This window comes from Streptomyces sp. NPDC016851 (assembly GCF_055562795.1).
Genome location: NZ_JBVHEP010000019.1, coordinates 192,597 through 203,997 on the forward strand (window position 1 = coordinate 192,597; position 11,401 = coordinate 203,997).

General features: G+C 69.2%; 9 protein-coding genes. 5 read left to right on the forward strand and 4 right to left on the reverse strand.

The features are described 5' to 3' along the window. Positions 1-89: 89 nt before the first annotated feature. Both ACZ3I3_RS28075 and ACZ3I3_RS28080 read right to left on the reverse strand, forming a co-directional pair. A complete protein-coding gene (locus ACZ3I3_RS28075; RefSeq protein ID WP_467369605.1) occupies positions 90-698 on the reverse strand; it encodes a cyclodehydratase in 609 nt (202 codons plus the stop codon). Positions 699-714: 16 nt separating this feature from the next. Further along, positions 715-1,959, reverse strand: a complete 1,245-nt coding sequence (locus ACZ3I3_RS28080; RefSeq protein ID WP_467369607.1) for a YcaO-like family protein — start codon at positions 1,957-1,959, stop codon at positions 715-717. Between the two features lie 779 nt (positions 1,960-2,738). On the opposite strand from ACZ3I3_RS28080, the gene ACZ3I3_RS28085 reads away from it, so the two are divergent. Together ACZ3I3_RS28085 and ACZ3I3_RS28090 are read left to right on the forward strand one after the other, a co-directional pair. Further along, positions 2,739-3,368: a class I SAM-dependent methyltransferase gene (locus ACZ3I3_RS28085; protein WP_467369609.1), complete on the forward strand. Its 630-nt coding sequence runs from the start codon at positions 2,739-2,741 to the stop codon at positions 3,366-3,368. 163 nt (positions 3,369-3,531) lie between these two features. Beyond that, entirely contained in the window at positions 3,532-4,722 is a 1,191-nt protein-coding gene (locus ACZ3I3_RS28090; RefSeq protein ID WP_467369627.1) for a cytochrome P450, read from the forward strand. A 27-nt stretch (positions 4,723-4,749) separates the two neighbouring features. On the opposite strand, the gene ACZ3I3_RS28095 is transcribed toward ACZ3I3_RS28090, so the two are convergent. Both ACZ3I3_RS28095 and ACZ3I3_RS28100 read right to left on the reverse strand, forming a co-directional pair. Further along, on the reverse strand, positions 4,750-5,040 hold the full coding sequence (locus ACZ3I3_RS28095) for a hypothetical protein (protein WP_467369611.1): 291 nt from the start codon (positions 5,038-5,040) through the stop codon (positions 4,750-4,752). 20 nt (positions 5,041-5,060) lie between these two features. Beyond that, positions 5,061-5,324 (reverse strand): hypothetical protein, encoded by a 264-nt coding sequence (locus tag ACZ3I3_RS28100; RefSeq protein ID WP_467369612.1) that lies wholly within the window; start codon positions 5,322-5,324, stop codon positions 5,061-5,063. Between the two features lie 361 nt (positions 5,325-5,685). Between ACZ3I3_RS28100 and ACZ3I3_RS28105 the strand changes: the two genes are divergently transcribed. The 3 genes from ACZ3I3_RS28105 (at position 5,686) to ACZ3I3_RS28115 (ending at position 11,261) form a co-directional block, all read left to right on the forward strand. Continuing rightward, positions 5,686-7,665, forward strand: coding sequence for a DNA/RNA non-specific endonuclease (locus ACZ3I3_RS28105; RefSeq protein ID WP_467369614.1), 1,980 nt, complete (start codon positions 5,686-5,688; stop codon positions 7,663-7,665). A gap of 51 nt (positions 7,666-7,716) precedes the next feature. Beyond that, positions 7,717-9,657 carry a S41 family peptidase gene (locus ACZ3I3_RS28110; RefSeq protein ID WP_467369616.1) on the forward strand — a complete coding sequence of 647 codons (1,941 nt, stop codon included), beginning with the start codon at positions 7,717-7,719 and terminating at the stop codon, positions 9,655-9,657. Between the two features lie 182 nt (positions 9,658-9,839). Further along, positions 9,840-11,261 (forward strand): DEAD/DEAH box helicase, encoded by a 1,422-nt coding sequence (locus tag ACZ3I3_RS28115; RefSeq protein ID WP_467369618.1) that lies wholly within the window; start codon positions 9,840-9,842, stop codon positions 11,259-11,261. Positions 11,262-11,401 lie beyond the last annotated feature (140 nt).

The window sequence follows — 11,401 nt, forward strand, 5'->3', positions numbered from 1 at the left end:
CTCACGTGAGACCAGACCGCGGTGCGTACCTCACGTGAGACCAGACCGCGGCGCATACCTCATGTGAGGCCACACCCGCGGCGAAAACGTCAGGCGAGACCGGCCACCGCGTCGACACCGGTCCGCAGGCCGTCCCATCGGGCACTGCAGCGCGGACAGCGGTCCACCGCCACCGTCGACGCGGTCGACAGCGTCCCCGCGACCAGGTCGAACGTCCGTACCGTGCCGCCGAGCCCCACCGGGCCCGTGCGCAGCTCGGCCATGGCCAGCGTCAGCAGACCGTGCGCGATCGCCAGGTGCATCCGGCCGAAACCCTCGGGCAGGCCCCGCGTCGCCTCGCCCACCTGATCGGTCTGCGCGGGATCCTGATGCTGCTCGACGCGTCTCAGATAGCAGGAGTAGCAGGCCGTGGCTCCGGGGATCACGGCCGGACCGCACACGATCCTCGTCGGAAGCAATTCGACACCGACCGTCGGGACGCCCCGTTCGAACCCGAGCCGGTCCAGCGCGTCACGCAGTTTCTCGTCTCGTCCGGAGTGCACGGCCACGATCACCGCGGCGCGCGACAGCCGGGCGTCGTCGGGAAGTTCACTTCCGGTCACCCGGCTCGATGCCGCCGTCTCGTACGCGTCGGCGTACTGCTCTCCGAACGTGTCCCTCACCAGGTACAGGCAATCCACCGACTGCTCGAACAGCACGTGCTTCGTCCCCCATCTACGCGGCAGGCTGCGGTTCCGGATTCAGCGATTCTTCGTCGTGGCTCTCGTGGCCCATCGCCGTCGGCGCGGCGTAGAGCCTGGGCGTAGCGAGGTAGCGCTCGCTGTGGATGAACGACAGGGGGAGGGCCTCGGGCACCAGCACCTTGACGGCGTGCATGCCGACCTGGCGCGCCTCGTCCGTGGTGATGTCGACCACGAGCACCTCGGCCCCCCGCGCGGACAGTCGGGAAACCGCGGCCGCCAGCGGGTCCGGGTCGGCGGACAGGGCGGGCAGCTCTTCGAGACGTCGTACGTCCCGCTCGCCTTCCAGCAGGTGCCGGAAGGCGACCCGTCGCTCGACGGAGGCGTTGTACGCCGCCGAGCCGGTGACGCTGACGGTCCCGTCGTCGGGTCGCCGCAGCGGCCGGCCGCCCACGCGTTCGCGCAGCGCCACCCGCACGGAGGCGAGTTCCCGGTAGACCTTGGCAACTGCCGCCTGCGGATCGACGTCGCACGTCGCGCAGACGATCTGCGCCAGCTGGTTCTCGTGGGGTGACAGCTGCACGCCGTACACCACCGGGATGCCGAAGTCCGTCGTCGCGTCGAAGAGCCGTACCTCGAGGTGACGCGCGGTCCCGGTCGCATGGTAGGCGCGTGCCAGTGGCTCCAGAAGCTCCGGATCGACCGTCAGGTGCGGCAACCGCAGGCGCTGCAACCACGCGAGCGAGAGCGCGTCTCGCTCCACGACCTCGAGCAGCCCGCCGAGAACCGCGCTGCGGAGGTCGGAGTGCACGGCCGCTCCCGTGGTGATGCCCCGGGTGAAGCGTTCCGACTGCGATCGCGGTGCCATGTGCAGGTACACCGCGATCGCCGGAACCAGGACGGGGCACCGCCGGGTGAGCGACCAGGCCCGCACCCATCTGATCGGGACGGCCGGGTCGTACGGGACGAGACCGCAGTCGTCACGGGCGAACTCACGCTCGGAACACCGCGGCCACCGCGAGGGCGAAACGAATTCCTCGGTGAGTTCGTCCTCGGCGGCGACAAGGAAATCCTCGTCGTGCCAGGAACAGGTCGAGTACCGTTCGAGAGCCTCGGCTATCGAGACCAGTCTGGCCCGCTCGCCGGCAAGAGCGCTGCCGACACCGTCGACGTTCCCCAGGTCCCCGTTGTTGCTCCAGCCCTGCAGGCTGTCCAGGACCTTCGAGGGGTCACCGATGCTGGATACACGGACGGCGAAGTCCGGATCACCGTCGGCCACTGGCAGGGCCGCGGTGCGCGATACGAGGCCGTACGGAGAGACCAGAGACGCTAATTGCTGTAACTCAGGCGTGCTGACGTCCACAGGCTCTCCCCCGTTGAGAATCCGAGACCTTCGACGGCTGATCGTCACCGAAGAGATCCGGGCTGTCAAGCATGCGATCGCTGTCGATTGATTCCAGCTACATGTTGTTATTTCTGCTGGTCAGGAGGCCTTTTCCGGTGCAGCGAGCACGTGCGCCGTCATATGTTGAACGTTGAGTGAACTCGGCCACGGTGGCGGAATCATGCTGGTCGTACACGGCGGTGCACGGGCCCCGATGCCCGGTCCGCGGAAGCGAAAGAAGTGCCGGCGCCGATCGGCCCCAACGCGCTTCTCGCGTTCGAAGTGGCTGGAAATCGTTCGTGCCTACGTGTCGGCTGAAGCCAGGCCGGCCCGGTATATTCCGACCGCCATCGAACCTCTATCGGGTATCGGGCAGAGGTGTAAGGCGAGGGGTCGCGGGAAAAGGCTTTCTGCGGGGCTGTGACCGGTCCGCCGCCGTCGAGAAGGCGGCCGAAGGCGGCCGAAGGGAGCCGCTCGCGGGGGAGCCGTCGCGGAATTGGGCGTAGCCAATGGCAGCACTTTCTGGCACAGTCTCCTGTCGCGCAGTGAATCGCGAAGTGAATCCGGCTAGTTCGCTGCCCTCATACCGCCTCTGGTGCGCGGAGCTCGCTGTCGGCGGGTAGGTCCCGGCCCGAGCGGGCGTGGGGGCGAGTTGACAAGGGGGAACGGACCACGTGACCGACGTGACCGCGGAGAACGATCGCCTCCGCAAACTGTGGCAGGAATACGCGCCCCGCTACGACCGTGACATCGGGCGCCTCGAACGCATGCTGCTCGATGACGGACGGGCCTGGGTGTGTGGTCAGGCCAAGGGCGAGGTCCTCGAAGTCGCCATCGGCACGGGCCGGAATCTGGAGTTCTATCCGGACGGGGTAACGCTGACCGGGTTCGACTTGAGCCCGGCCATGCTGGACCTGGCCCGGAACCGTGCCGCCGACCTGGGCCGGGAGATCGACCTGCGGGAAGGGGAGGCCCACGAACTGCCCTTCGCGGACAGCTCGTTCGACACGGTCGTCTGCACGATGGGGCTGTGCAGCGTCCCCGACGAGCGGCCGGTGATCGCCGAGATGTACCGGGTGCTGCGACCCGGGGGCCGGCTGCTGTTGCTCGACCATGTGGGCAGTCACCACAAACTGATCTTCCTCTGGCAGCGCCTGCTGGAGAAGTCCATGCTGCGGCAGTGCGGGGACTACCAGACGCGCAGGCCGCTCCCGCTGGTCGAGCAGGCCGGCTTCGTCATCGAGTACCAGAGGCGGCTCAAGTTGGGGGTCGTCGAACGGGTCACCGCGCGCAAGCCCGCGTAGCCGGCACAGCCGGCGTCGCAGCACCGCGGACTGCGCTTTCGGGCTTTCGGGCTTCCGGGCTTTTGGGGGCTCCGGGCTTTGGGTTTTCGGGCTCCCGGGCTTCCGGGCTTCCGCGAGCGGATCTCACCTACGATCTAGCAAAGGATGGCGAAACGTGACATCCATGGCCGACGCCTGGGGAATTCACCCGGCGCAGTTCTGGCTACGCGGCCAGGCGCCGGAAGCCCCGGTGCGCTACGACGCGGAGGCCGGGATCTGGTGCGTCTACGGCTATCGGGAGGTCCAGCACGTCCTGGCCAACCCCGGGACGTTCTCCTCGAACACCCAGCGCGTCATACCCCCGGAGATGATGGAGGGCGGGGAGGAGTTCAGCGAGGGCAATCTCATTCAGATGGACGGGCTGGAGCACAAGAAGCTCCGCGGGCTGATCAGTCATGCCTTCACGCCGAAGATGGTTGCCGATCTGGAACCACGCATCGCCGAGCTGACCCACGAGTTGCTCGACGAGGTGCCCGACGGCAACCGGATGGAACTGGTCAACACCCTGGCCTATCCGCTGCCGGTCATCGTCATCGCCGAACTACTGGGAGTGCCCGCCTCGGACCGGTACAGGTTCCGGGAATGGGGGGACGCCCTGATGGAGAGCACGCAGGAGTTCTCCTTCGCCGACCGGACCGAAGAACAGCGGCAGCGGCTCCAGGACGCGATGCAGAAGGTCCGGAAACTCTCCGACTACCTGCGCGAACACGTGGAGGACCGCAGGCGGAATCCCCGCGAGGACCTGATCACCAAGCTGGTGCAGGCCGAAGTCGACGGTGAACACCTCACCGACAACGAAGTGGTGAACTTCTCCAACGTCCTGCTGATCGCCGGGCACATCACCACCACGATGCTGCTGGGCAACTCGATCCTGTGCCTGGACACCCATCCGGAGTGGTTCGCCAGGGTGCGCGAGGACCGGAGCCTGATCCCCGCGGCGATCGAGGAAGCGCTGCGCTACTACAGCCCGTTCGCGGGAACGGCGCGGGCCACCACGACCGACGTCGAGCTCGGCGGCGAGCGCATCCCCGCCGACTCCTTGGTGGTGACCTTCCTCGGCGTGGCGAACCGGGATCCGAAGGTGTTCACCGACCCGCACACCTTCGACCCGATGCGCGACCCGAACCCGCACATGGCGTTCGGCCGTGGGGCGCACTTCTGCATCGGCGCGCCGCTGGCCAGGCTGGAAGGCAGGGTGGCGCTGAACATCCTCCTGGACCGCTTCCCGAACCTGCGGAGCGATCCGGACAGACCACCTCGGTTCCTTCCCAGCCTGAGCATGACCGGGGTCAAGGAACTGCCGCTGGTGTTCTGAGCACGACCGATCCGACCGTGCGCCCGGTCACTCCAGGCACTGCTCGTAACAAGCGCCGTCGTGCCACTGGCAGCAGGCGTGGTGCGACGAACGCACCACGTCGTCGTCCCGATCGTGAAACTCTGTGATGATCCGGCCGTCCTCAACCCGTGACAGCCCCACCTGCTTGGTGAAGTCGATCTTCAGTGTTTCAAGTTCGCGCCTGAGGCAACGCACCGCATATCTGCGGGCGGCCTCGGGGTGCCGGGCGAAGACTTTGTCGATTTCGGCAAAGAATTCAGGGTCGCGCTCAGGTCCGCATGCGGGCTTTTTGTTCATGGTCAGTGACCTCCTGGATTTCACATGGGCAGGTCATGGTCGATGAATGAGTGGCGGCAGCTGACACGTTTGCACTTTCCCTGCGGGCCGCCGTGCTGGAAGCTCGGGCACGGGCAGGACAGACAGGGGATGGCGCCGTCCGGTTCGGGCTCCCAGCCGTTGTTCGTCAGTCGTGCTCGGGCGGCTTCCCGGATGCCCTGTATCTGGTCGTCGAATCTGCGGAAGTCGGCCTCGTTCTCTTCGAAAGCCTTCTTCTGGGCTTCCGTCAGGTCGTCGTGCCGCATGGTGCCCTCCCGAGGTGGGTGGCGGAGAGGGGCGATTCGGATTCGCCCCAGTACCCACGATGGCCCGGCGGGTGCCTGCCCGCATTACGGCGGCTTCTCGGAGACCGGCATTGCGTCTCATTCAACATTTGACGCTTCACTGGAAGTCGTTGACCCAGGAATGAGGTGCCAGGCTGCATAAGCCGTAGCTCCAATGTCGACTTGCCTCTTCGTGCTGCTCGACCATCCTGGATATGAGGGGCAAATCAACGTCGGGCGTGGCCGCCCCGGGCCGCGACTGCGCGCGGCCCCGACGCGCCGGTGCCGGCCGGTCTCCGGCGCATCTCCGTGCCTTCTCGCCCACGAAGGGATGCGTGCCAGCATGGCCACCACCAGAACCACGAGCACGAAGAAGACCACCTCGAAGACCCCGCAACCGCAGGCCGCGTCCAAGTCGGCGTCCAGGTCGGCGTCCAAGTCCACGTCCAAGTCGGCGTCCAAGTCCGCTTCGAAGACGGCCTCGGCGAAGAAGGGCTCGCCCTCCGACGACGAACTCATCTCGTCGCTGCGGCAGTACATCCGAGTCCGGGGCCCGCACCTGCTGGAGGACCCGAACATCACGTCGGTGGGCGTGGGCCGCAAGGTCACCGGTGACCAGCCGGGCGGCGACGTGGCCTTGCAGTTCACCGTGGCGACCAAGGCCGAGCCGGAGGCGCTGGAGTCCCTGGGCACCTCGCTGATCCCGGCCACCGTCACCGTCGACGGCGTCGAGGTGCCCACCGACGTCATCGAGCGCACCTACAAGCCGAGTTTCCACATGGTGGCCGAGGTCGAGAGCCCGACGCGCAAGAGCCGGCTGGACCCCATCCGGCCCGGGGCCAGCGTCGGCGCGGTGACGGTGTCGGCCGGCACCATCGGCTGCGTCGTGTTCGACCGCGCCGACGGCACACCGTACGTGCTCAGCAACTGGCATGTGCTGCACGGGCCGTTCGGCGAGCTGGGGATCGAGGTCGTGCAGCCCGGCACACGGGACGACAACCGCATCGACCGCAACAGGATGGGCGTGCTCAAGCGCTCCCACCTGGGCGTGGCCGGCGACTGCGCGGTGGCCACCATCGAGGACCGCGACTTCCGACCGGAGTTCCTCGAACTGGACGTCGCCCCACGGACCCTGGGGGAGCCCGAGCTCGGCGACAAGGTGGTCAAGAGCGGCCGCTCCACCGGCGTCACTCATGGCATCGTCCGCCGCGTCGACACCATAGCGAAGATCGACTACGGCGGAGTGACGGGCCTGCAGACCATCGGGTGCTTCGAGATCGGCCCGGACCCCGACCATCCGTCGGCGGACGGTGAGGTCAGCAGCGGCGGTGACTCCGGCGCCGTGTGGCTGTTCAAGGAGGGCGACGACCGCGTGAGCACGGTGCTGGCCGGCCTGCACTTCGCCGGTGAGGGAACCGGCTCCCCGGACGAGCACGCCCTCGCCTGCCTGTCGACCTCGGTGTTCGAGAAGCTCGACATCACCCTCAGCCAGCCGGCGCCGGAGCAACTGGAGATCATCGCCGGCTACGACGCCGACTTCCTCGGCGAACGGGTCGAGGCCCCGGAGCTGGACGCCGACCTCGCGCGCGACGCCGCACTCCTGGACGGCTCGCCGGTCATCCCGTACACGCATTTCTCCCTCACCCTGAGCAAGAAGCGGCGCTTCCCGTTCTGGGTGGCCTGGAACGTCGACGGCGGCTCGCTGAAGAAGCTCAGCCGCAGCGGCATCCCCTTCGTCAAGGACCAGCGGCTGCCCGGCACGGCGCAGGTCGGCAACGAGCTGTACCAGGCCAACCGGCTCGACCGGGGACACATCGCCCGCCGCGCCGACCTGCTCTGGGGCAGCCTGCCGGAGGCGCGCAAGGCCAACACCGACTCGTTCTTCTACACCAACATCACCCCGCAGATGGACGACTTCAACCAGAGCTCCAAGAACGGTGTGTGGGGTGCGCTGGAGGACGCCGTCTTCGCCGACGTCGACGTCGACGACCTGAAGATCAGCGTCTTCGGCGGGCCGGTCTTCCGGGACGACGACCGGGTCTACCGGCGCGTGCAGATAGCCCGGGAGTTCTACAAGGTCATCGCCTTCACCGAGAACGGAGAACTGAAGGCCAGGGCATTTCTGCTCACCCAGAACCTGGACCAGCTCGAAGCGCTGGAACTGGACGAGTTCCGGGTCTTCCAGGTCACCCTCGGCGAGGTCGAGGACCGCACCCGGCTGCGCTTCCCCGCCGCCCTCCACAAGGGCGACACCCTGCGTGTGCCCGAGGCGGCGGCGGACCGCGCGCCGCTGGAGAGCACGGCGGACATCCGGTGGGACTGAGCACCCCCGGCACGGCCCCGATCACACACCACGAAGGACTGGCGCATCGCCATGACCCAACCGGTTCATGAGAAGAACACGCCCGGCTTCCCGCAGAACGCGGCGGAGCCGGTACGCGACCACCTGCTCGGTGCGGCCCCCCTGCCCGCCTTCCTGCACGGCGCCGGCCAGTTGTCCCTGGAGGACCGCCGGCTCCTCGTCGACCAGGCCCTGGTCCTGCTGGAGCAGAACTACGCCCACCTGCCGCTGAAGACCGCGATGCACGCCGTCAACCCGGTCCAGCGGCTGCGGCTGCTGCACCGGCGCATGGAGCGGCAGACACCGCAGACCATGCCGAGGGAGTGGCTGTTCCACGCGGAGATGTCGGAGATCTTCCACTCGGTGCGCGACCTGCACACCAACTACCTGCTGCCCGATCCCTTCAAGGGCAAGATCGCCTTCCTGCCGTTCCTCGTCGAGTCCTGCACGGACCAGGACCGCACCCGGTTCCTCGTCACCCATGTGGCGAGCGGCTTCACGGCGCCGGGGTTCGAGCCGGGGGTCGAGATCACCCACTGGAGCGGCATCCCCATCCTGGACGCCGTCGACCTCAACGCGGCCCGGTTCGCCGGCAGCAACACGGCGGCCCGGCGCAGCCGGGGTGTGCAGTCGCTGACCGTCCGGCCGCTCACCATCCATCTCCCGCCGCTGGAGGAGTGGGTGACGGTCAGCTACGTCGACCTCGCCGGAACGGCCCGGGAACTGCGGCAGAGCTGGCAGGTCGTGGAGAACCTGCCCTCGTTCGTCTCCGCCGACCGGGCCACGGCCGTGTCCCAGGGCCTGGACCTCGACGGGGACGAGACCCAGCGGGCCAAGGTGCTGCTGTTCGCGCCCCGGGTGGTCGCCCAGGAGCGGGCCGCGGAGGCGGACGAACCCCTGCCGGACCTGGGAGCGGGCGAGATCGTCAGCACCATGCCCAAGGTGTTCCGGGCCCGGGCCGTCACCACGCCGTCCGGAACGTTCGGCCACATCCGCATCTTCACGTTCAACGTCGACAGCCCCGGCGCGTTCGTCGCCGAGTTCGTCCGGCTCATCCGGCAACTGCCGCAGGCCGGTCTGATCGTGGACGTCCGGGACAACGGCGGAGGGCACATCCACGCGTCCGAGTTCACCCTGCAGACGCTGACGCCGCGCCGGATCGCCCCCGAACCGGTGCAGTTCGTCAACACCCCGCTCAACCTGCGGATCTGCCGGCGCTTCCAGGGTGGTCCGGGGCTGGACCTGGGACCGTGGGTGCCGTCCATGGAACAGGCCGTCGAGACCGGCTCGGTGTACTCCGGCGCCTTCCCGATCAGCCCCGAGAACGGCGCCAACGCCATCGGGCAGCAGTACTTCGGGCCCGTCGTGCTCATCACCAACGCCCGGTGCTACTCGGCCACGGACATCTTCGCGGCCGGCTTCCAGGACCACGGCATCGGGCCGGTGCTCGGCACCGACGAGAACACGGGCGCCGGCGGCGCCAACGTCTGGACGCACGACCTGCTGTCCGAGTTCCTGGCGGACGACCCGGGCACGCCCTACACGCGCCTGCCGAAGGGCGCCGGGATGCGGGTGTCGATACGCCGCACGCTGCGGGTCGGCCCGAACTCGGGCACGCCGGTGGAGGACCTGGGCGTCGTCCCCGACGAACTGCACCGGATGACGCGCCGCGACCTGCTGGAGGGCAACACCGATCTCCTGGACCACGCGGGCCGGCTCCTGCAGGGTCTGGCTCCGCACGCCGTGGCGATCACGGAGGCCGCCCCCGCCGACGGTGCGCTCCGGCTGAAGCTCACGGCGGAGAACATCGACCGCGTCGACGTCTACCTCGACCAGCGCCCCCGCGCCTCCGTCGACTTCACCGGCAGCCAGGCCGACCTGCTGGTCCACGACGCCGCCTCCGCCCACACCGCCCACCTGGAGGGATTCGAGGCCGGCCGCCTGGTCGCCAGCACGACCAGGGACCTGCCGTAGGTCTCCACTCGCCCCTGTCCTGGTTGTGAGCGGCGCAACCAGGACAGGCCCGGGCGGCGTGCCCCGTGCTAACGTTGTGCGTTTGCAGCGTCGCTGTGCCGGTCTCCGTTCGGTGTCCATGGCTGGTGGCCGCGTCCCCGCCGCGCCTTCCTCGGTACGGTCCCTTCGGAGGAAGGCTCTCTGTGAGCGAATCAGTACGTGCCGATGCCCGGCGGCAGGACCATGTGTCCGAGGCGCCGGGCACCGCTTCGGCGGGGCCCACGGCTTCGTCCTTCGCGCAGCTGGGGCTGCCGGCCGAGGTTCTGCGGGTGCTCGATGAGCAGGGTGTGACCGTGCCCTTCCCCATCCAGGTGGCGGCGCTTCCGAACGCGCTCGCGGGACGGGACGTCCTGGGCCGGGGCCGCACCGGATCCGGCAAGACGCTCGCCTTCGGCCTGGGGATGCTCGCCCGGACGGCTGGGCGGCGCGCGCAGCCCAAGGAGCCGCTGGCGCTCGTTCTGGTGCCCACCAGGGAGCTGGCGCAGCAGGTCGGTGAGGCGCTCACCCCGTACGCCGGGGCGCTGCGGCTGCGGCTCGCGACCGTGGTGGGCGGAGTATCCATCGGACGGCAGGCCGCCGCGCTGAGGGACGGCGCCGAGATCGTCGTCGCCACGCCCGGTCGGCTGCACGACCTCATCGAACGCAAGGACTGCCGGCTGGGACGGGTCCGCATCGTGGTCCTGGACGAGGCCGACCAGATGTGCGACATGGGGTTCCTGCCGCAGGTCACCGAGATCCTGGACCAGGTGCGTCCGGACGGGCAGCGGATGCTGTTCTCCGCCACCCTCGACCGGGACGTCGACGAGCTGGTGCAGCGCTACCTGCGCGATCCCGCCGTCCACTCCGTGGACCCCTCGTCGAGCGCGGTCTTCGCGATCGAGCACCACGTCTTCGTCGTGCACGGCCCGGACCGGTACGCCGTGACCACGGAGATCGCCGCTCGGGACGGCCGCGTCCTGCTGTTCCTGGACACCAAGCACGGCGTCGACCAGCTCACGCGGCATCTGCGGGCCAGCGGCGTGGCCGCCGCCGCCCTGCACAGCGGGAAGTCCCAGCCGCAGCGCACCCGGACCCTGGCCCAGTTCAAGAACGGGCAGGTCAGCGCGCTGGTGGCGACGAACGTCGCCGCACGCGGCCTGCACGTCGACGACCTCGACCTCGTGGTCAACGTCGACCCGGCCACCGACCCGAAGGACTATCTGCACCGCGCGGGCCGCACGGCCCGGGTCGGCCGCTCAGGCACCGTCGTGACCCTCGTCCTGTCGGCACAGCGCCGCGAGACGAGCCAGGTCATGGCGGACGCCGATGTCGCCCCCAAGGTCACCAAAGTGCGGTCCGGCGAGGCGGAGCTGAGCCGGATCACCGGCGCCAAGGCCCCCTCCGGAAAGCCGCTCGACGGCGGGCCGGCCGTACCGCGCCCCAAGAACCACAACGCCCCGTTCCGCGGCCTGGGCAGCACCAAGGACGCCGAGGGCGGTTCCGGCGGCAGGCCGTCCCGCAAGAGCAGCGAGGCCCGCAAGCTCGCGGAGGCCCGCAGAGCGGCCCGGGTACGGCGCGGCGGCTGAGACCGCTGACGTGGCGGCATGACCCGGGCGGGGGGGGGCGGGGCCCCCCCCCCCCCCCCCCCCCCCCCCCCCCCCCCCCCCCCCCGGGCCCCCCCCCCCCCCCCCCCCCCCCCCCCCCCCCCCCCCCCCCCCCCCCCCCC